A 19,942-nucleotide genomic window follows, 5' to 3' on the forward strand; every position below is an offset into this window, starting at 1 on the left:
CACCGGCGCAGGCACAGCACGGGGGAACAGGTATGGGAGCGCACGCCTCCGCGCCGCGGATCCGGGGCGTGCAGGCGTGCCGGGCCCTTGCGCCGGGGTAGGCCGGACCGCGAATGGTGCAGCCGGGCGCCCCGCACAGAAGGGGGTTCGGTGACTACGCGGATCCGGCGTCGGCCGAGGGCCTGGTCCGGCGGACGGGCGTACCTAAGAAGCCACCTGTTCCGCCAGGGGAAAGCCAGGGGGCAGTCGCGGGCACGGCGCGACGGGGGGAAATCGACGCCCGGCCGGGGCCGACTGCGTACATGACGCCGCCGCCCCCGGCCGCAACGGCGGCCAGGGACGCGCGCCTTGGTGTCGCGCCCGACGCCGACACCGCGAAACCAGAGGCCGAATGTTTGATCCTGTTCGGATTTACGTCACATACCACGACAATCGGCCTCTCCATTGAGCCAAAGCCGCAACAGATCGAAAAGATTCGATCAGAACCGCAACCTATGGTCGAAGGGTCGGACGGACAACGGCTCTGACGCAACGAAATTCGCAACCATAAGTTGCACGAGGAGCCGCCTTCATATCCGGGCGACCGGAAGATCACCCAGCCGGGAACCCTCGTTCGACCGGCAGGCGAGTCACTCGGTACGACAACGGCTACCGACGTTGCCCGCCGAACACGCACGGGCCAGGCGTCTGGTCCAGGGCAGCGGCTGCGCATACGTGCGGCAGGCGGACCAGGGCAGTACGAGAAGCGCAATCTTTAGTTGCCTCCGACGCCCTTTCGCGTACCTGCCCATGTGCCCAGACTTCCCGCAATCGATCCCGCATCGGCCCACGAACGGGGCCTGTGCAGCGCGGCAGGCGTGGGCGGTGGACATCGTGACACCTGCCCACCCGACATCACGCACGGCAGCCCGACGAGGCCCGAACTTCCCCTCGAAACTCGTCCCCGCACGAGCAGTCGCCCTTGACGGCTCCCGGCAGTGACGAGCGCCCGCTCAAGGCGGCACGGACTCTCGACAACGGAGGCATAAGCAATGGCGCTTATCAGAAGACGGTGGCCGCTCTCGGCCACGGCCCTGCTCGTCGCGTCGGCGGCGCTGGCAGGATGCGGCTCCGACGACGGCAAAGGTTCGTCGGACAAGACCGCCTCCGTCCCGGGCCTCACCACGGCCGAGAAGAAGGTGGCGGCCCTCCAGGCCGCGGTCACCGACTACCCCGTCCCCACCACAAGCGTGCGGGGCGTCGCCAAGTTCAAGGGCCGCAAGGTCTACTACATCCCGTTCCTCCAGCAGATCCCCGCCTTTGCGGACGCAGCACGGTCGATGCGCGAGGCGCTTGCCAAGGCGGGGCTCTCACAGCAGGTGTGTGACGGCAAGGCCCAACCCAGCGCGATCGCCGCGTGTGTCCAGCAGGCGATGGCGGCGAACGCAGCCGGAATCGTCCTGGACGCCATCCCTTACGGCATGGCCCAGAACGCTCTCGACGCGGCCAAGGCGAAGGGCATCCCGATCGTCGTCGCGGACCAGGACCCCCCGTCCGGTTTCACCAACAGCAATCAGGTGGCCTACGTGCCGGGGGCGACCACCCAACCGAGCGCCATCGCCTGGTGGGTCATCGCCGACTCCAAGGGCAAGGCCAATTTGATCATCACGGAGTCGGCCGACAACCCGTCGGCTACGAAGTACGTGACCGACTCGCTGCCGATCTACAAGAAGTACTGCCCCGGCTGCACCGTCAAGGTCAAGGTGATCACCGCTTCGACGCCGGCGCTGCTGGCCTCGAACGCGAGTTCCAACATCCTGGCCAACCCGAAGGCCACCTACTACTTCACCCAGTTCGAAGACAGCCTCCAGCCCACCATCCAGGGCATCCAGCAGTCGGGGCGCGCTTCCGGCATCTCCCTGTCTGTGACAGCGGGTTCGGTGAACGGCCTGGGCCTGCTCAAGGGCAACTCGGCCGTCAAGGCGGTCGTGGCCGTGGACGAGGCCTATGCCGCATATGCCCTCACCGACGAGATCCTGCGCATGATGACCAAGTCCGGACCCGTCGAGGAGCCCTTCCCGACGCGGCTGTTCACCAAGCAGAACATCGGCGACATCAAGGTGACGGCCGCGACCCAGGCCTCCGGTGAGTGGTTCGGGAACGACTCGTTCCACGAGGACTTCGCCACGCTCTGGGGCGTCGGGTGACGAAGGAGTGCACGCCGTGAACGCTGTTTCGCAGGCCCACCCACCGGACACGACGCGGCGCCAGCGTCTGGAAGTGGCCGGGCTGTCCAAGACATTCGGCTCGACGCGGGCACTCAGCGATGTCCGTCTGCAGGTCGCTCACGGAGAGCTGCACGGGCTCGTGGGCCAGAACGGATGCGGAAAGTCCACGCTCGTCAAGATCCTGACGGGGATGTACTCACCCGATCCGGGAGCGTCCGTCGCGGTGGACGGGCTGCGTCTGGACCTGCCGATCCGCCCAATGCGGCAGCGGGCTGCGGGAGTCTCGGTCGTCCACCAGAATCTCGGCTTGGTGGACGACCTGACGGTCTGGGAAAACGTACGGCTTGGCCACTACCGCGCGGGCCGGCTCTCCCGGCGGATCAGCCGCCGGGCGGAACAGCAGGCCGCCGAGCAGGTCCTCGCCCGGCTGGGCCGGCCGCTCGATGCCGGCCAGAAGGTCGGTTCGCTCTCGGCACAGGATCGCGCCGTGGTCGCCATCGCCCGGGCGGTGCAGGACCACCCGCCCGGCAGCGGACTGATCATCTTCGATGAGTCGACGCGGGCCCTGGGCAGGTCGGCGCGGGCCCGCTTCTTCCAGACGGTCCGGTCCCTCGTCGAGGAGGGCACCTCGGTGCTGCTCATCTCACACCAGTTGGAGGAGATCGTCGAAGTGACCGACCGGGTCACCGTCCTGCGCGACGGCGCGGTGATCGAGGCGGGCCTGTCCACCCGCGAGGTGAACGAGGCTTCACTCACCCGCATGATGCTCGGACGCCACCTCGTCACGCACAGCCGTCGAGAGAGCCACGCCCAGGACCGGCCTGTCGCGTCCGTGCGGGGCCTCGCGGTCGGCGCGGTGACCGGCCTCGACCTCGAGGTCCGGCGCGGCGAGGTCCTCGGAATGACCGGGCTGGTCGGCTCGGGTTTCGTCGAGGCGGCCGAGGCACTGACGGGCGCACGCACGGCCCGCGCCGGCACGCTGTCGGTCCAGGGGCGCGAACTCGCCCTGGACCGTCGGCGCGGCAGTACCAAGGAGTTTGTGCGCGCGGGGGTGGCGTTCGTACCCGAACGCCGACTGGAGGCGGGAGTGGCCGGTGTGCTTACGGTGTCCGACAACCTGACGCTGCCTCGCGTGCGGAGCCGCGGCGGCCGACTGCGGATCGGCGCGGCGTGGCAGGCCGAGGAGACCACCGCGATGATCGAGAAACTCGACATCCGGCCGCCTGACCCGCACGCGCCGATCCACACGCTCAGCGGCGGCAACCAGCAGAAAGTCCTGCTGGCCAAGTGGCTGGCCGACGCGCCCCACTTGCTCGTGCTGCACGAACCGACGCAGGCAGTCGACGTCGGCGCCCGCCACGACATCATCGAGGCGATCCGGGCAGCCTCGCGCGACGGCTGCGCGGTCGTCATCGCCTCGATCGACCCCGCCGACCTCGCGGTGCTGTGCGACCGGGTGATGGTCTTCCGCGACGGGCAGGTCACCAGGGAGCTCACCGGTGACCTGGAACAGGACGCCATCGTGCGCGCCGTCTTCGACGACGACACAAGGCCTCAGGGAAAGGAACAGGCCGACTGATGGACGTCACCCGCCAGAAAGATCCGGACACTCCCCCGCCTGCGCCGCAGGCGGCGCGCGACGCAAAACCGATATCGGTCTCCGTCAGGGCCGGGCACGTCGCATCGCGTTACGCGGTGATCGGCGTCTGGGCAGCCATGATCGCGGTATATACGGTCGCGGAGCCGGGGCTGTTCCTGACCGAGGGGACCTTCCAGACCATCTTCGGCTCCCAGCAGTCACTGGTGTTCCTCACCATGGCGCTGCTGTGCACCATCTGTGTCGGCGAGTTCGTGGACCTGTCCGTTCCGGCGACCTTCGGATTCTCCGCCACCATCCTGCCCGTTCTGGTCGTCGACCACGGGTGGGGAGTGTGGCCCGCGGCGGCCGTCGCCGTCCTGGGCGCGATCACCGTCGGCGTGGTCAACGGGCTGCTCGTCGTCATGGTCGGGGTCAACACCATCGTGGCGACGCTGGGAATGAGCACCTTCCTCGGGGGCATCAGCCTCTGGATGTCCCACCTCAACACGGTCAGCGGCCTTCCGACCGGCTTCGGCAGGTTCGCGCTGTACCCCGTGGCCGGCCTGCCGATCTCGTTCTTCTACGGCGTGGCCCTGGTGGCAGCGTTCGCGTACGTCCTCGCCTTCACGCCGCTGGGCCGCCACATCCGGTTCGTCGGAGCCAACCGCGAGGTCAGCCGGCTCTCGGGCATCCACGTGAACCGGATCCGCCTCGGTTCCTTCGTAGCCTCCAGCGCCCTGTGCGGCATCGGTGCGATCATCGCCGTCGCGGCCCTGGGCGGTTACAACCCGACCACGTCCGACACCCTGCTCCTCCCCACGTTCGCCTCGGTCTTCCTCGGCACCGCGATCCTCCAGCCGGGGCGCTTCAACCCGATCGGCACCTTCGTCGGCATCTATTTCCTGGAGACCGGGATCCTCGGGCTCCAACTCCTGGGCCTGGAAGCCTGGGTCTCCTCCGTCTTCTACGGAGGTGTCCTGATAGCGGCGGTCACCATCGCGACGGTGCTGCGCCGCCGAAGCACGTGATCGCCTCGCGCTGCGGGTCGACCGGCTCCGACGTCGATCAGGGGCCGGGCAGCGGGCCTGCGGGTCCGGTGAGCCTGTGTGCCGCCCACGGCGGTTTCGCCGCGAGCGGCACGCAGGCCTACGGGTTCCCGCCCCGCGAGGCGCGCCCGTCACGACGTGGTGCCGGCCAGCGGCCACATCGCGGCATCGGCCGGGTCCTCGCCTTCCAGCGCGACGGTCAGCTCCCGAAGCCGTCCGACGAGTTCGTCCTTACCGTCGCCCAGCATCTCTGTCAGGACGCGGTCGACCTCGGCCATGCGCGCGCGGCCGTCCACGACGCCGGCGAGGCCGGTCTCGGTGAGCTCGTGGAGGATGACGCGCTTGTGCACGGGATGCGGCAGCCGCCGGACCCACCCGATGCGCTCGAGCTGTGAGAGTGCCGTGGTCACGCTCTGCGGCGTGATGTGGAAGCGGCGAGCGAGGTCCGAGGCGGACAGCAGGCCGAGTTCGTCGAGGTGGACGGCGAGGCCGAGCTGGGTCACCGTGACGCCGAGCCCGTCGAGTGCGGTATGGACGCGGCGGTGCACCGCCTGCTGGGCCCGCCAGAGCACATGAGGCACCCCGTGCTCCCACGCGAAGCCCGCTTCGCCCGTTGCCAACGACATGGTCGCCCTCCGTTCCGAGTGAAGCCATTATCCGCGCGGAATATTACTTCAGCTGTCTTCAAACTTTTCAGACGTCTGATATAGCCTCACGATCACACGGCGACGAGGCCGTGTGCGGCGCAGAGTGGAAGGAATGCCATGCCCAGTCTCGAAGAAGAGATCAACAAGGCGGGAGGGGCGCTCGCCCTGCTCCGGCAGGGGCGCTCCGGGGCGTACCCGTTCCCGATCAAGGCCGAGTTCACCAACTGGCGCGACGAGCAGGAGGCGTGGCGCAACAGCGCGGCACTGATGGACCTGTCGCACCACATGCCGGACCTCGTCCTGCAGGGGCTGGACACGTACCGGCTGCTCGAACACCTCGGGGCGAACAGCTTCCAGGGCTTCGGCCCCGGCAGCGCGAAGCAGCTCATCACGGTCCGCCCTGACGGCTACATGATCGGCGACTGCATCCTGTTCTGCATCGACGACCACCACGTCCGGATCGTGGGCCGTCCGCCCGCCCTCAACTGGGTCGAGTTCAACGCGGCCACCGGCGGCTGGGACGTCACCGTCCGCCGGGACGAGCGCACCGTGAACAACCCGAAGGGCCGGGAGCTGTTCCGGCTCCAGTTGCAGGGCCCGCACGCCGCGGCGATCTTCGAGAAGGTCAACGGCGGCCCGATGCCCGACATCCCGTTCTTCACCATGGGGAGCTTCAAGGTCGGCCCACACCAGGTCACCGCGCTCAACCACCGGATGTCCGGCTTCCCTGGCTACGAGTTCACCGGGCCGTACGCGGACATCGAGTCGGTGCGCGACATCATCCTGGAGGCCGGCGCCGAGTACGGCGTGCGCCAGGTCGGCGCCCGCGCGTACGCCTCGGTCGCCACCGAGTCCGGCTGGATCGCCAACACGCTGCCGGCGACCTACACCGGCGAGGACATGAAGGCGTTCCGCGAGTGGCACTCGGCGCGTTCGTTCGAGGGCAACCTCGCGCTCGGCGGCAGTTGGGTCACCGACCGGATCGAGGACTACTACACCACCCCGTGGGATCTCGGATACGGCCACATCCTCAAGTTCGACCACGACTTCGTCGGGCGCGAGGGACTCGAGGCGATCAAGGACCAGCCGCACCGCCGCAAGGCCTGGGTGCTCTGGGACCGCGACGATGTCGCGAAGATCTTCGCGAGCATGTACGAGAAGGGCGACCAGCGCTTCAAGTACATCGAGATGCCTGCGGCGTTCTACACCGCCTGCCAGTTCGACCGGGTGGAAAAGGACGGCGAACTCGTCGGAGCGGCGATGCTCACCTCGTACTCCGCGAACGTGCGCGGCTGGATCTCGCTCGGCACGATCGACCCGGCCGCCGCAGCCGGCGACCAGGTGGAGGTCGTATGGGGCGAACCGAACGGCGGCTCGCCGAACCCGGCCGTCGAGCGCCACTCCCAGACCCGCGTGCGCGGAACGGTCATGGCACGCCCGTTCCCGGCAAAGAAGCGCTGACCGAGTGGAGCGCCTTCATGGATGACTTGACTCTGCAGGACGCGATCGACCGCGGGCGCTCGCCCCTCACACTGCTGTCGCGGCGCACGAAGGCCAGAACCCCCTGAACGTCTCGCCAGCGGAGTTGGTTCGAGTACGAATGCCATCGCGTGGTGGCGACGCCGACGCAGGGAAGGGCTGCCGGAGAACCAGCCGTGACCGGCGAGGTCAGCCCCCCGAGGAGGCCAATCCTGCCGGCAGGGGCACCGGCGCGGCGATCGAACCCACGGTGCGGGGACCGCACTTCGGGTCGGGCGAGGGCCCCTGCGGCAATGCAGCGGAAGGCCCAGCGTGCTCGATATTTGGGACATACCAACCTCTCGCAGGAAGCAGAAGCCTCTGCTACCCTCCGACTAAATCGTTCTAGCTGCACCAAGCACATCTCATGTAGGACACGGCCGGAGGCAGGCCTCAGCCGTGTCCTACTGGAGGATCCCCATGGACCGCATGCTCCTGATGCGCAGCTTCGTCACCGTCGCGCAGCTCGGCAGTTTCAATGGAGCCGCCCGAACGCTCAACTCGTCCGGCTCCCTCGTCTCACGACACGTGGCGGAACTGGAACGGCAGATCGGTGTCCGGCTCGTCAACCGCACCGCCCGTTCCGTGAGCCTGACCGAACAGGGGCTGCGCTACTGCGAGTTCGCAGCCCGGATCCTTGCCGAGATCGAGGCGGAAGAGGCCCAGATCGGGCAGCAGCACGACCGGGCGGAAGGCCAGCTGAGCGTCGTCTGCCCCAAGTGGATCGGGGGCCTGGACGTCGGCGACGCCATCGCCGCGTTCGCCGCCGCGCATCCGAAGATCTCCGTACGGTTCGAACTGGGAGGCCTGTCGGAGCGCACCTACGACTTCCTGGACAGCGGTTTTGACGTCGCCCTGCACACGCGGGACCTGCGGGATTCCCGGGTGCACCTCAAGAAGATCGCGTCTCTCCCCTTCACCCTGTGCGCGTCCGAGGCGTACGTCAAACGCAACGGCTCCCTCGACCACCCCAACGACCTGACCGCTCATGACTGCCTAGTGCATGTCAACGAGCCGGTCTGGCGTCTCGGAGAGGGGGCCACCTCCAGCCTGCACAAGATCCGTAATGTGGCCTTCTCGTCGAACTCGTACATCGCCCTGCAGAAGGCCGCCGTCCAGGGCCTCGGCATCGCCCTGCTCCCCCAGCGGTCGGCTTACGAGGACCTGGTCTCCGGGGCACTCCTGGCCCAGCTCCCCTCACTCCCCGTTCCCGACCGCCCGCTGTTCGCGGTCTATGGGCCCGGCCAGACCGTGCCGCGGAAGATCGTCGCCCTGCTGGAGTTCCTCACCCGGTGGTTCAGGGAGAACCCGATTCCCGTGCTCGGAACCTGACGGAACGTCCGGCGTGGAAGCCCGCTCGGAGACGATCAGCCGACAAGCCGTCGAGCAGGCCGGAGTCGGCGCGGACCAGGCAGTCCAGCCCTGCCTGATGGATGTTGAGCAGAGGGCTCGGCCGCACGTTCGCCAGAGCCGCGGCAGGCGGCAGGCTCGCACGGAGCGGCCGAGGCAGGTGTGCTCGCAGCCGCCGAAGCGGGAGCCGACCGCGCCGGCGGCGAGCCGTACCGCGCGTCCGACGTCCCTCAGCCACACCGTCGCAGTCGCGCCGGCACCTGGGCGCTGCTCGTGACATCTCGGGCGCAGGTGAAGACGAGTGGTCCGTCAACGCCCGCCGATCCCGTCGTGATGGCGTCATGCCTGATCAGCCTGAGGCTGTCGTCGTCCGCCGACTGGGCCGGGACTCATCCTCCGAGGAGGGCCCGGCCGCCGCGTTGCCGGCGTCCTGCCCTATGCACGGAGGCCGATCAGGGCAGGGCGGAGCCGCGCCGGAGAATGCGGCCAGAAGGCGGCGTCGATTCGCCGGCGGCTCCGTGCGACGGTGCGCTGGACGTATTGAAGTATGTTCACGGAGCCCGCGAGCGACGGCATGATGACCGGCTGCGTGGCCTACGCCGAAACTCCCGCGACCGTCCCCAGCACGGTCTCCCGTCGGAGGCAAAGGGACCAGCGTCTCAGGTCGTTTTCGCAGCCCGATCGCCTCAGGCGATCGGGCAGGGAAGACGACTGGGACGACCGGGATCAACTTGTGCCCACACGGCGCGCCGTGGGAGGGGCCACGGCGACGCGCGTCCAGGGACCTCGGCTACAGCGCGGAGACGTCCGTTCGCCGCCTGTCGGGCTTGAAGGGCAGTGCCGCCACTGTCGCCCGGATCTCACGCTGCGCGGTTCCCGGCTTCCCCCACAGCACCACCACCTCCGTCCCGGGCCCGGCATGGGCCGGGTCGATCACGCAGAGAGAGATGGTCGATCGCAGGTTCACGCTGACCGTCCGGCCCGTAGAGGCGCCGACACACCGTCCGCCGACCAGAACCTGGTCGAAGACCGGGCCGCGGCCCCGGGGCAGTTCCATGGCGTCGGGCAGGTCGCCTTCGCCCAGCGTCGCGGCGAGGATGGCGGCCACGTCGGAGGCGTTCCAGCGCAGACCGACGAGCTTCCGGTACGGCTCCCCCTTGGCGGCGTCGGCGACCAGCGCGTCGCGTCCCAGGAAGTCGCGGTCGGGGACGCCCTTGCGGAAGCCCCAACCCAGTTCTGCGGGCTTGCGGAAGTAGTCGGTGACGCCGTTCTCCGGTACGAAGCTGCCTCCGGGGAAGGCCATCCTGAACTGCCTGGGCACGGCGGGGGTGACGACGGACGAGGAAATGTAGTCGAGGCCGTTGGTGGCGATGCCCGCCTCAATGTGCTGGACGGGCTGGGAGCGGAAGCCGAGCTGTCGGATCCCGAACTGGCCGCCGCTCTCGACCGCTGCCGACCAGATCTCGTTGGCATGTCCGACCGGGCCGTGCAGCTCATAGCCGAGTTCGCCGGAGATGCCCGTACGGAGAACACGTACGGGGACGCCGTTGATGCTGGACATCCGGCTCCGGCAGAAGGCGATGTCCCGCAGGCTCTCCCCGGTCAACTTCTCCATCGTGTCCAGGGCCGCCGGACCCTGGATGCCGAAGATGAACTGCTCGGGGCTGACGTCCTCGATCTCCGCGTCCCAGCTCCCCTGGCTCAACCGCCACAGCAGCCAGTCCCCGCTTCCGGCCGTGTAGAGGAACTCCTCCTCGCCCAGGCGGCACAGGACCCCTTCGGACGCCACCCAGCCGTTCTCGTCGAGCTGGACGTGATGCTTGATCTGTCCGACCTCGAAGCGGGACAGGTCCCTCATGCCGTGCCAGGCGAGGAAGGCCCGCGCCTGGCTCCCCCGGACGACGAGCTTGTGCAGCGGCGACCAGTCGCCGATGTAGCAGGAAGCGACGTGCGCACTGCACTCGTCGATCCAGCCGGTGTACTCAAGAGGCAGCAGGGTCTGGGCGAAGTGACCGTAGGCCTGAAGGTTGTTGCTCTCGGCCTGGGCTGCCGCGGCAGGGCTGAAGTACGCCGGCCGCTGCGCGATGAAGGGGGCGTCCTTCAGTCGCAGCACTGCTTCATACGTGGCGCGCTGGGCTTCGGTGATGTCCACGGGTCATCCTCCCGCTCATGGGGCTATGGGCTGTGGGGCTATGGGGCTGTCCAGACCAACTGAAACGTGCGGCTACGTCGGCCCCGTCACGCGTCCGGCGTGGTCTCCGGCGGGGTGACGCCCAACTTGGCCGCGTTCTCCGCCAGTTCGCGCCAGACCTTCGGCGCCACCGGTACCCCCTGCGCGGCCCGCAGCTCGGCCACGCCTGCGCTGCGTTCGCCGGGGTAGTACACGCCGCCCGCGCCCTCGGAGACCGGGAGCCCCTTGAGGGTGCTCAGAGTGCCGTCGACTGCCGCGGTGAAGGCGTTCAGGTCGCCGAAGGCCGCCGGGTCGAGGGCGATGAGTAGGGCGTTCTGGCGGTGTTTGCGGCCCTTCGGGTCGTCCGAGTGGAACGCGGAGAAGATCGGCGCGCCGACCAGCACGCTGGTGAGCAGCTCGAACGCCAGGGACATACCGGAGCCCTTGGCACCGCCCAGGGGAAGGGGCATGACCGCCTTCTCCGGGTCGGTGGTGGGTGTGCCGTCCTCCGTCGCGGCGGCACCCTCGGGCAGCGGGGTGCCGCTCGCCCTGGCCTGGCGGATCTTGCCCAGCGCGATGGTGGCGGTGGCCATGTCGAGCAGCAGCGGGGCGTGGTCCTGGGCGGGTACGGCGACGGCGAGCGGGCTGGTGGCCACGGCGGCGCCCTTGACGCCGGTGTAGCCCATGTTGGGCATGCCGGCGACGAAGCCGAGGCCGACCAGGCCCTGTTCGGCGATCTTCGAGACGTAGTAGCCGATGGCGCCGGTGTGCACGGTCTGCCGTACGCCCACGGAGGCGATGCCGGTCTCCCGGGCCCGCCGCACCGCCTCGTGGGCAGCCGCGGTGAGGGCAACCGGGCCGGGTGCCCGGTCCGCGTCGACGACCGCGGCGGCCGGAGTGGTCGACTCGATCGTGATCTCGGGCCGCGCGTTGGCGACGCCCTGGGCGAGCAACTCCAGGTAGGCGGGGACGCGGGCGATGCCATGGGAGTCGACGCCGCGCAGGGCGGCCCAGACGAACACGGCGGCGGTGGTGGCGGCGTGCTCGGCGCTCAGGCCGCCCTTCTCCAGGAGGGCTGCGGAGAAGGTACGCAGGTCCTCGGCGGGGACCAGCACCTTGGACGGTGCGTGGGACATGGGTGCCTCCTGGATCAGCGGGTGACGAGGACGTCGACGACGGCGGTGGTGCCCTCGGCCACGGCCTTGAGGGCGCGCTCCAGCGCGGGCCCGAGCGCGTCCGCGGTGTCGACGGTCTCGGCGTGCATGCCGAACGGCTCGGCGAACGCGGCCAGTCGGGGCAGGCGGTGCAGGTCGGTGCCCAGCCACTCCCCCGTCTCGGCGGCCGCGCCCTCGGGGTAGAAGCGACGGTGGTTGAGGTTCATGGATTTGTAGACGCGGTTGTTGAACACCACGATCAGCAGCGGCAGTTGGTACGCCGTAGAGGCGTCGTACGACGGGATGACCGGGTTGTACGCGAAGGCTCCGTCGCCGATGGTGAGCACCACGGGGCGCTCCTGGGCGGCGAGTTTGACGCCGAGGGCGACCGCGATGCCCTGGCCCAGGCCGCCCTGTACGTAGAAGTAGGAGTCGGGGGCATCGGTCCGGACATGGCGCTTGACGACGCGGCTGTGGGTGATGGTCTCGTCGACGACGATGCCGTCCTGCCCGTCGAGGAGCCTGCGCAGGGTCGCGGCGACGAGCACCGGGTCGATGCCCTCGCCCTGCGCCGCTCTCGCCTCGGCGGCGGCGATCGCGGCCTGCTCGTCGGCGTGCCGCTCCTCCTGTGCCGAGCGCCGCGCGGTGACGGCGGCCACGTCGAGGCCTGTGGCGCGCTTGGTGAGCTGGCGCAGCGTGTTGGCGACGTTGCCCTCCAGGTACCGGTCGGCGAACAGCACCTGGTAGACGACGTGCGGGCGCTGCGGGACCTCGTCGATGACGACGACCTGTGCCTTCGCGGGGCGCCTGCTGGGCGGGTAGAACGGGGCCCGGCAGTTGACCAGGAGGATCAGGTCCGCCTCGTCCAGCCAGGGCCCGATCTCGCTGCCCGCGTGCAGCGGGTGGTCGCGGGGGAAGTTGCCGCAGACCGCCGAGTCGGGTTCGACGACCGGGATGTTCCAGGCCTCGGCGAAGGCGAGAAGGGCCTCGAAGCCACCGGCCTCGCGGCCTGCGGTCTCCGTGACGATCACGGGGTTGGCGGCCTCGCGGATCATCTGGGCGACGGGGTCGACCTCTTCGGGTGAGCTGTGGGTGGAGCCCGGCGCGACGATGGGCTTGGCCTCGCGGCCGTCCCACTCCTCGAGGAGGATCTCCAGAGGGATGTTCAGGTACGCCGGTCCCGCCGGGGCCCGCCAGGACAGTTCGGCGGCACGCGTGATCATTGTGGGCAGGGTGTGCACGCTGGCGGCCTCGTTCGACCACTTCGTGAACGGCTGGGCCACTCCGTGCGGGCCTCCCACGACGGACAGGTTGCGGTACCACTGTCCGCCCGGGTCCTGCCCGGGGCCGTCGCCGTACGTGGTCGACTCCGAGGAGGCGACCACCATCGGTACGCCGGCGAGCAGCGCGCCGTGGACGGCCATGGAGCCCTGGAGCAGGCCGGGGGCCGCGTGCAGCAGAACCCCCTGCGGGCGGCGCTTGACGAGTCCGTAGCCGGTGGCCATGCCGACGGCGACGGTCTCGTGGGTGAGGTCCAGATACTGCGGGGCGGGCTCGCCGTCCCGGTGGCGGCGGGCCAGCGACTCCCAGACGGGAGCCCACTCGGACCCCGATGAGCAGAAGATGTAGTCAGCGCCGACGGCGTTGAAGGCGGAGACGAAGGCATCACCGCCGTCGGTACCCCGTGTGTGGTCGGTGTCCGTCATGTCGTGTGGTTCCTCAGCCCTCGATCGGCCAGTTCAGGACCTCGGAAATGCCGCGGCCCATGATCCATTCGAGCTCCTCCGGCGTGAAGTCCCAGTGCTTGGTGAACTGCTCGATCGTGTCGGTGTAGGTGATGCCGTGGCCGAGCAGCCGGGTGATGTCGGTGCCGTAGAAGCAGCGCTGCGGGCCCATCTTGTCGACCATCTCGCGCACGTACTTCTGGATGTTGTTGTTCGGGAAGGGCTGGGTGGAGTAGCCGGGGAGCGCCGAGACCTTGACGTAGATGTTCGGGTGGACGGTCAGGTCGGCGGTCTCCTGGACCCAGTAGCCGATCGCGTCGTCGACGCAGCGGGCCATGATGCCCATGTGGTCGATGATGATCTTCAGCTCGGGGTGCTTGGCGGCGATCTCGCCGAGCTCGCGCTTCCAGATCGGGGCGTGGACCATCGTCGGGATGCGCAGTTCCTCGGCGATCGGCCAGTACCAGTCGTTGGTGCCGTCGATCATCCAGTTGCGGTCGATCGGCCGGTGGAAGGTCAGCCGCGTGCCCTTCACGTGCGGGTTCTGCGCGAAGTCCTTGAGCATCGCCTTGCCCTCTTCGGGCTTGTTCTGCGGAATGCGGGCCATGATGCCGAAACGGTCCGGGTGCGCCTCGCACGCCTCCAGGGCGTAGTCGATGCGGTCACCCTCCCAGGACGGCGGCAGGATCAGCGCCCGGTTGACACCGGCCTCGTCCATCAGCTCGAGCGCCTCCTCGTAGGAGAAGGGGTCCTCGCGGTGCCCGTTGAGACGGATGCGCTCCCGCGCGCCGGGCACCCAAGGGCGGTCCGGGGTCTCTTCCAGCCAGATGTGGATCTGGGTGTCGACGACGAACATGTCCCGAACCTCTTTCTCTTCGCGGCAGTGGGGTGGGGTGTTACGAAGGAACGCTAGGCGGGCCTCGCGTCCTTGCGGAGTCCCCAGGAGTGCAAGCTGTTGTTGCGTGAAAGTGCGCTGTGAGCAGGGCGTTCTCGGAAGTCACGGGTGCCGGGTCGTGGACGCGTCCTCGAAGACGGCGTGGACGATGTGCTCGGCGATCGCCATGGAGGCCGTGGCCGCCGGCGAGGGGGCATTGCGTACGGCGGTGACGCGGCCCGTCCGGTGGATGCGGAAGTCGTCCACGAGGGTGCCGTCGCGGTCCAGTGCCTGGGCGCGTACGCCCGCGCCGCCGCGGACGACGTCCTTGGCGCCGACTCCGGGGACGTACAGCTTGGCGTCCTTCATGAAGGCGGTCATGGAGAACGAGCCGCGGTACTCCCGGATGCCGGTACGCCAGTGCTGGGCGGCCATCTTCCAGGTGCCGGGGTAGGTGGCGAGGCCGAAAAGGTCCTTCGGCGAGACGCGCGTGCGGGTGTAGCCCTCCCGGGCCAGCGCGAGGACCGCGTTGGGGCCGACCTCGACCGAGCCGTCGACGCGCGGGGTGAAGTGCACGCCGAGGAAGGGATAACGCGGATCGGGCACCGGGTAGATCAGGCCGCGGACCAGGTCGGTCTTCTCGGGCTTGAGCAGCATGTACTCGCCTCGGAACGGGATGATCCGCGGCTCCTGTCCGTCCTGGGCCAGTTTCGCCACGGCGTCGGACTGCAGGCCCGCGCACAGGATCAGCCGGTCCACGCGGACGCGTTCCTGTGCCGAGGCGACCTCGATGCCGCCGGGCACGTCGGTGATGCCGGTGACCGGAAAGCCGAGCTTCACGTCCCCGCCGGAGTCGGTCACGTCCTCGGCGAAGGCGCGGGCGATCGCCGGGTAGTCGGTGATCGCGGTGCGCGGGGAGTGCAGGGCGGCGACTCCGCCGGCGTTCGGCTCCAGCTCCCGGATCTCCTCCTTGGAGATCTTCCTCAGGTCGGGCACATGGTTGTTCCTGGCCCGCTCGTAGAGGCTGTTCATGCGGTCGAGCTCGTCCTCGCGAACGGCCACGACCAGCTTGCCGATCTCCTTGTACGGCAACTCGCGGTCCTGGCAGTACTCACGCAGCAGGGACACGCCCCGGACCGTGAGGTCGGCCTTCAGGCTGCCGGGGGTGTAGTAGATGCCGGCGTGGACGACGCCCGAGTTGTGTCCGGTCTGGTGGAGCGAGACCTCTTGCTCCTTCTCGAAGACCACGACCCGGGTGCCGGGTCGGCGCAGGGCGATCTCGCGGGCCGTGGCCAGTCCCACGATGCCGGCGCCGACGATGCCGACCGTCTCGTCAACCACGGTTCTGCTCCGGGGAACCGAGGTTGATGGCGACCGTCTTGAGCCGCGTGGAGAAGCGCAGGACTTCCTCGCCCTGCTCCTTGTAGGCGGTGCCGGAGTCGCGGAACCCGCCGAAGGGCAGGTGGACGTCCCAGCCGGTGGTGGTCGTGTTGACGGCGACCTGTCCGCACTCGGCCTCGTCGGCGAAGCGGTGGGCCCTGGCCAGGTCGCGGGTGAAGACGGCGGCGGCGAGACCGAAGTCGGAGTCGTTGACGGCCTCGACGGCGGACGCGAAGTCGTCGACCGCGCGGACGGCGAGGACCGGTCCGAAGACCTCCTCGCGCCAGATCGCCGTCTCGTCGGTGACGTCGGCCAGCACGGTGGGCTGGACGTAGCAGCCGTGCGCGCGCTCGCCCTCGGTGTCCGCGCGGCCGCCGGTGAGGACGGTGGCGCCCTGCTCGACCGCGCGGCCGATGTCGGCGAGGACGGCGTCCCGCTGCCTGGGGCTGGACAGCGGGCACAGGGTGGTCGCCGGGTCGTTGCCCGGTCCGGTCTTCAGCGTCTCGGCCTCGGCGACCAGCAACCGGGCGAACTCCTCGTACACCGGCCGCTCGACGATCACCCGGCTGGTCGCGGTGCACCGCTGCCCGGCCTGGCCGAAGGCCGCGGCGACGACGGCCTTCGCGGCGGCCGGCAGGTCGGCGTCGGCGAGGACGACGGAGGCGTTCTTGCCGCCGAGTTCGCCCTGGAAGCGGACGTTGCGGTCGGCGAGACGGCAACGGATGTGGTTTCCGACGGAGTTGGAGCCGGTGAAGGTGATGCCGGCGATCCGCGGGTCGTCGAGGAGGGCCTCCTCGATCTCGGCCGTACGGCCGGTGACGACGTTGAGCACACCGGCCGGCAGCCCGGCGTCGTGCAGGGCGCGCACGAAGTGCAGACCGGAGAGCGGGGTTTCGGTGGCCGGCTTGAACACGGCCGCGTTGCCCGCCGCCAGGAGCGGGGCGAGCTTGCGGGCCGGGGTGATCAGCGGGTCGTTCCAGGGGCTGATCACCAGGATCACGCCGATCGGCTCGCGCTGGGTGTGCGTTCGGTGGTTCGGGCGTACGTCGTGCAGGAGGGTGCCGTAGCCCTGGCGCGCCAGCCCGGCGTAGTACTCCAGGAAGTCGGCGGCCTTCAAGGTCTCGCCCCGGGCCTCGGCCAGGGTCTTGCCGTTCTCGGCGGTGACGTCGGCCGCGATGGCGTCGGCCCGCTCGCGGATCAGCCGGGCCGCGTCGGTCATGATCCGGGCCCGCTCGAAGGGGCTGGTGCGCTTCCAGACGGCGAAGCCGCGCGCGGCGTGGTCGTATGACCGGGTGACGTCCTTGGCGGCGAGGGCGGGGATCCGGGCGACCGGGGTGCGGACGTCGGCCGGGTCGTGGACGTCGATCCACTCCCCGGTCGTGACCCACTCCCCGCCGGAGAGGATTTCCACCGTACGCATGAGAATTCACTTCCTTCGTCCGCCGCGGTGACGCGGGCTGCACTTCAGAACGGCCGTGCGGGCCGGATGCGAACAACACACCATGGGGGAGCGGCTCACCAGCCCCGTGGGGGCAGTCAATGCTTGCGTCGTACGCAGGGTCGGCGGGCGCATGATCCGTGCTGGAATCGGCAGGCCGGACGGCATGTACGACGCCGCCGGGACCCGTCACACAGCCGAGGGGAAACAGACATGGCCTACGCAGTCATCGCCCACTACCGCTGCGCACCCGCCGACGAGGCCACGGTGCGTGCCGCGCTGCTGAAGGCCCAGGAGGCCACCCACACCGAGCCGGCCAACCTCATGTACGAGGTGCACGCCGTGGTCGACGAGCCCGGTGGCTTCAGTGGCTTCCTCCTCTACGAGCGCTACACCGACCGGGCCGGCTTCGAGGCCCACAAAGCGGCCGAGCACTTCCAGGAGCTGATCGTGAAGACAACGTGGCCGCTCCTGACGGACCGGTCGGTGACGTTCGCCGAGTCGATGTGAGCCGGTCGGGGGCCGGGACTCCCGGCCCCTTCGCCGTCAGAACTCGTTGCCCCAGACGTACCGGGCGACCGTCTCCACCAGGACCATCTTCCCGCGCTGCTCCTCCGCGCTCAGCAGCGGCCGGTCCGCCACGTCGGCGAAGCCCCGGGACGGCGACACGGCCGCGTCCTCCAGGTCCTTGAACTCGCCCACCGCGTCGATCCTGGCCATCACCGTGTCGAGTTCCTCCAGCTGCGGCACGGTCGCGTCCACGACGCCCAGGCACACGTCCCGGTCCTCGGGCAGCGCCCTGACGAGGTCGAGTTCGGCCTCGGTCCCCCGGTCGAACGGCAGGACCCAGCGGTCGGCCGTGATCGCGCCGTACATCTTCTCGGCGCGAGCCCGGTCCACCGCCGCCGGCGCCACCCAGCCCGGTGCCACCCCGATCCGTACTTCCTCAGGGCGCGCGCCCGGCCGTACCGCCAACGCGTCGACGGCGAGCGCTTCCTCGAACGACAGCGCGCCCGGGTCGGCCGGGTCGGTGTCCAGCTGGGCCAGCAGGAGCGGGTTGTTGAGCTGGATCAGGCGTACGCCCTTGGAGACCAGCAGCTCGATCTCGGTGTGGACGATCTCCGCGAGTGCCTCGCCGAGCTCGCGGGCGGAGGCCGGGCCGAGGCCGGGCACGAAGGTGGTGGCGGCCAAGTACGCGGGAGAGGGCAGCGACGCCTTCGGCGCGATCACCGTCAGCTCGGCCAGCCGCGCGGCCCAGTCCGCGAGCAGCGGGCCGCCGGCCTTCGGCAGCGACTCCGCCACCCAGCGGGTGAGACCGTCCGGGCCCGCCTCGTCCGTACGACGGAAACCGGAGACGGCGTCGAGGACGGAACTGCGGAAATCCTCGCGGGGGAAGTCGCCGTCGGTGACGACGGTGGAGCGCAGCTTGCGCTGGTAGGCCACGGCCTCCTGGACTGCCCGGAGTTCTGCCTCCCGCAGTGCCTGCGGGTCACCGCCCGCTCGTGCGGCGGTCAACTCGGCGGGGCGGACCAGGCTGCCGTGGTGGTCGATGCGGTAGTTGAACGTGTCCGCCATGGCTCAGGCGTCCTTTCCGGGCGTGGCCGGTGTGCCCGCGACGCCCCAGGCGGCGAACTCCAGCTCGTAGCCGAGGGATTCGAGGACCTCGTCGGCGATCTGCTGGTCCTCGTCGGCGGTGCCGCCGGCGATGCCGAGGCCGCCGATGATCTCGCCGTCCTTCTTGATGGTGACGCTGCCCTCGGTGGCCATGATCGGCAGGGCCGCGCCAGGGAGCTGGGAGAGCTGGGAGAAGAAGACCGGCTGGGTCTCCTGCCATGTCTTCAGCATCTTGCCCGGGCGCTGCATCACGGCAGCCGTGTAGGCCTTGGCGCGGGCGATGTCAGGGGTGAGCGGACGCGCGCCGTCCGCTCGGCGGACGCTCATGACGAAGCCGCCCGCGTCCACCACGGCGACACTCACCGCCTTTCCGGCGGACTGGGCGCGCTTCAGGGCCGCGTCGACGATCACGTCGGCGGCGTCGAGGGTGAGGCTGCTCATGCTGTTTCCTTCGGTGCGGTGAGGGTGCGGCGCAGGCGGGCGACAGTGGCGTTGTACTGGTCGGGCACCTCCCAGTACATGGAGTGCGGGGCACCGCTGACGATCTCCAGGTGGGAGCCGGGCAGCAGCTCATGGGCGCGGGTCACGGTCTTCACGCTGAGCACCGCGTCCTTCTCACCGGCCAGGAAGGCGACCTTGACGCCCGAGGCCTGGATGTCGTCCAGAGCCGGGCCGCCTGTGTCGAGGTTGCGCAGGTCGGCCATCTTCGCCACGTTGAAGGTGCCCATCTGCTGGAAGAGGAAGGTGAGGTCGGCCCGCTCCTGCTGGAATCGCCGGGTGAGCAGGCGGTCGATGACGGGGAGCTTGACGGCCTCGGCGCGGTCGGCGGCGGCGAGCTCCTTCAGCTCGGGGTGGCTGATGCCGCCCAGGGAGTGTCCGAGGACGACCGAGCCGACCCGTTCGGGGCGCAGCAGGCCGGCACGGAGTGCGGCGACGGAACCGATGGACTGGCCGACGAGCATCACATCGGTCAGGTCCTCCTGGTCGAGGACGGCGACCACGTCACCGGGGAAGTCCTGCCCGTCGAACTCGGGCCTGGACGAGTGCGGAGGGACCGGGGCGTCGGAGTTGCCGAAGCCGCGCAAGTCGACCGTGAGGACGGTGAACTCGTCGCGCAGCACCGCCACTTGCTGCCACCATGCGGCATGGTGGCCGCCGCTGCCGTGCACGAACAGGATCGCCGGACCGCTGCCGTGGCGCTCGTAGTAGATGGAGGTGCCGTCGGAGTCGGCAATGGGCAT

General features: G+C 69.6%; 16 protein-coding genes. 6 read left to right on the forward strand and 10 right to left on the reverse strand.

The window, feature by feature from the left end; translation table 11 throughout:
• Positions 1-1,031: 1,031 nt before the first annotated feature.
• The 3 genes from ACWC09_RS25025 to ACWC09_RS25035 are packed head-to-tail and all read left to right on the forward strand — an operon-like array spanning position 1,032 to position 4,814.
• Complete coding sequence (locus tag ACWC09_RS25025; protein ID WP_450852819.1) at positions 1,032-2,186, forward strand: sugar ABC transporter substrate-binding protein; 1,155 nt, start codon at positions 1,032-1,034, stop codon at positions 2,184-2,186.
• 16 nt (positions 2,187-2,202) lie between these two features.
• Positions 2,203-3,786, forward strand: coding sequence for a sugar ABC transporter ATP-binding protein (locus ACWC09_RS25030; protein WP_450852820.1), 1,584 nt, complete (start codon positions 2,203-2,205; stop codon positions 3,784-3,786).
• Positions 3,786-4,814 carry an ABC transporter permease gene (locus ACWC09_RS25035; protein ID WP_450852821.1) on the forward strand — a complete coding sequence of 343 codons (1,029 nt, stop codon included), beginning with the start codon at positions 3,786-3,788 and terminating at the stop codon, positions 4,812-4,814. Before ACWC09_RS25030 ends, ACWC09_RS25035 begins: the two co-directional genes overlap by 1 nt.
• Positions 4,815-4,963: 149 nt before the next feature.
• Here the strand turns inward: ACWC09_RS25035 and ACWC09_RS25040 are convergent, their stop codons facing one another.
• On the reverse strand, positions 4,964-5,458 hold the full coding sequence (locus ACWC09_RS25040; RefSeq protein WP_450852822.1) for a MarR family winged helix-turn-helix transcriptional regulator: 495 nt from the start codon (positions 5,456-5,458) through the stop codon (positions 4,964-4,966).
• A 138-nt stretch (positions 5,459-5,596) separates the two neighbouring features.
• On the opposite strand from ACWC09_RS25040, the gene ACWC09_RS25045 reads away from it, so the two are divergent.
• Positions 5,597-6,940: an aminomethyl transferase family protein gene (locus tag ACWC09_RS25045; protein ID WP_450852823.1), complete on the forward strand. Its 1,344-nt coding sequence runs from the start codon at positions 5,597-5,599 to the stop codon at positions 6,938-6,940.
• Positions 6,941-7,417: 477 nt separating this feature from the next.
• Positions 7,418-8,329, forward strand: coding sequence for a LysR family transcriptional regulator (locus tag ACWC09_RS25050; protein WP_450852824.1), 912 nt, complete (start codon positions 7,418-7,420; stop codon positions 8,327-8,329).
• An 808-nt stretch (positions 8,330-9,137) separates the two neighbouring features.
• Here ACWC09_RS25050 and ACWC09_RS25055 read toward each other — a convergent pair.
• The 6 genes from ACWC09_RS25055 to ACWC09_RS25080 form a co-directional block, all read right to left on the reverse strand.
• Positions 9,138-10,499 (reverse strand): aminomethyl transferase family protein, encoded by a 1,362-nt coding sequence (locus tag ACWC09_RS25055; protein WP_450852825.1) that lies wholly within the window; start codon positions 10,497-10,499, stop codon positions 9,138-9,140.
• An 86-nt stretch (positions 10,500-10,585) separates the two neighbouring features.
• Positions 10,586-11,653 carry an Ldh family oxidoreductase gene (locus ACWC09_RS25060; RefSeq protein WP_450852826.1) on the reverse strand — a complete coding sequence of 356 codons (1,068 nt, stop codon included), beginning with the start codon at positions 11,651-11,653 and terminating at the stop codon, positions 10,586-10,588.
• Positions 11,654-11,667: 14 nt separating this feature from the next.
• Positions 11,668-13,377, reverse strand: a complete 1,710-nt coding sequence (locus tag ACWC09_RS25065) for a thiamine pyrophosphate-dependent enzyme (RefSeq protein WP_450852827.1) — start codon at positions 13,375-13,377, stop codon at positions 11,668-11,670.
• A 13-nt stretch (positions 13,378-13,390) separates the two neighbouring features.
• Positions 13,391-14,251, reverse strand: coding sequence for an amidohydrolase family protein (locus ACWC09_RS25070; RefSeq protein ID WP_450852828.1), 861 nt, complete (start codon positions 14,249-14,251; stop codon positions 13,391-13,393).
• A gap of 141 nt (positions 14,252-14,392) precedes the next feature.
• Positions 14,393-15,610 (reverse strand): L-2-hydroxyglutarate oxidase, encoded by a 1,218-nt coding sequence (gene lhgO / locus ACWC09_RS25075; RefSeq protein ID WP_450852829.1) that lies wholly within the window; start codon positions 15,608-15,610, stop codon positions 14,393-14,395.
• Positions 15,603-17,069 carry an aldehyde dehydrogenase family protein gene (locus ACWC09_RS25080; RefSeq protein ID WP_450852830.1) on the reverse strand — a complete coding sequence of 489 codons (1,467 nt, stop codon included), beginning with the start codon at positions 17,067-17,069 and terminating at the stop codon, positions 15,603-15,605. The genes lhgO and ACWC09_RS25080 overlap by 8 nt, the downstream gene beginning before the upstream one ends.
• Before the next feature lie 231 nt (positions 17,070-17,300).
• On the opposite strand from ACWC09_RS25080, the gene ACWC09_RS25085 reads away from it, so the two are divergent.
• Entirely contained in the window at positions 17,301-17,597 is a 297-nt protein-coding gene (locus ACWC09_RS25085) for a putative quinol monooxygenase (RefSeq protein ID WP_450852831.1), read from the forward strand.
• Positions 17,598-17,633: 36 nt separating this feature from the next.
• On the opposite strand, the gene ACWC09_RS25090 is transcribed toward ACWC09_RS25085, so the two are convergent.
• The 3 genes from ACWC09_RS25090 to ACWC09_RS25100 are packed head-to-tail and all read right to left on the reverse strand — an operon-like array spanning position 17,634 to position 19,942.
• Positions 17,634-18,662, reverse strand: coding sequence for a methionine synthase II (cobalamin-independent)-like protein (locus tag ACWC09_RS25090; protein WP_450852832.1), 1,029 nt, complete (start codon positions 18,660-18,662; stop codon positions 17,634-17,636).
• Between the two features lie 3 nt (positions 18,663-18,665).
• Positions 18,666-19,142, reverse strand: coding sequence for a GlcG/HbpS family heme-binding protein (locus ACWC09_RS25095; protein ID WP_450852833.1), 477 nt, complete (start codon positions 19,140-19,142; stop codon positions 18,666-18,668).
• A complete protein-coding gene (locus tag ACWC09_RS25100) occupies positions 19,139-19,942 on the reverse strand; it encodes an alpha/beta fold hydrolase (RefSeq protein ID WP_450852834.1) in 804 nt (267 codons plus the stop codon). The genes ACWC09_RS25095 and ACWC09_RS25100 overlap by 4 nt, the downstream gene beginning before the upstream one ends.

This window comes from Streptomyces sp. NPDC001617, from assembly GCF_053596855.1.

What these genes read in the sequence shown, in the direction of transcription:
- ACWC09_RS25025 (WP_450852819.1), top strand. Translation starts at nt 1,032, where the DNA reads ATGGCGCTTATCAGAAGACGGTGGCCGCTCTCGGCCACGGCCCTGCTC.
- ACWC09_RS25035 (WP_450852821.1), top strand. Translation starts at nt 3,786, where the DNA reads ATGGACGTCACCCGCCAGAAAGATCCGGACACTCCCCCGCCTGCGCCG.
- ACWC09_RS25040 (WP_450852822.1), bottom strand. Translation starts at nt 5,458, where the DNA reads ATGTCGTTGGCAACGGGCGAAGCGGGCTTCGCGTGGGAGCACGGGGTG.
- ACWC09_RS25045 (WP_450852823.1), top strand. Translation starts at nt 5,597, where the DNA reads ATGCCCAGTCTCGAAGAAGAGATCAACAAGGCGGGAGGGGCGCTCGCC.
- ACWC09_RS25050 (WP_450852824.1), top strand. Translation starts at nt 7,418, where the DNA reads ATGGACCGCATGCTCCTGATGCGCAGCTTCGTCACCGTCGCGCAGCTC.
- ACWC09_RS25060 (WP_450852826.1), bottom strand. Translation starts at nt 11,653, where the DNA reads ATGTCCCACGCACCGTCCAAGGTGCTGGTCCCCGCCGAGGACCTGCGT.
- ACWC09_RS25065 (WP_450852827.1), bottom strand. Translation starts at nt 13,377, where the DNA reads ATGACGGACACCGACCACACACGGGGTACCGACGGCGGTGATGCCTTC.
- ACWC09_RS25070 (WP_450852828.1), bottom strand. Translation starts at nt 14,251, where the DNA reads ATGTTCGTCGTCGACACCCAGATCCACATCTGGCTGGAAGAGACCCCG.
- ACWC09_RS25080 (WP_450852830.1), bottom strand. Translation starts at nt 17,069, where the DNA reads ATGCGTACGGTGGAAATCCTCTCCGGCGGGGAGTGGGTCACGACCGGG.
- ACWC09_RS25085 (WP_450852831.1), top strand. Translation starts at nt 17,301, where the DNA reads ATGGCCTACGCAGTCATCGCCCACTACCGCTGCGCACCCGCCGACGAG.
- ACWC09_RS25090 (WP_450852832.1), bottom strand. Translation starts at nt 18,662, where the DNA reads ATGGCGGACACGTTCAACTACCGCATCGACCACCACGGCAGCCTGGTC.
- ACWC09_RS25095 (WP_450852833.1), bottom strand. Translation starts at nt 19,142, where the DNA reads ATGAGCAGCCTCACCCTCGACGCCGCCGACGTGATCGTCGACGCGGCC.
- ACWC09_RS25100 (WP_450852834.1), bottom strand. Translation starts at nt 19,942, where the DNA reads ATGCCCATTGCCGACTCCGACGGCACCTCCATCTACTACGAGCGCCAC.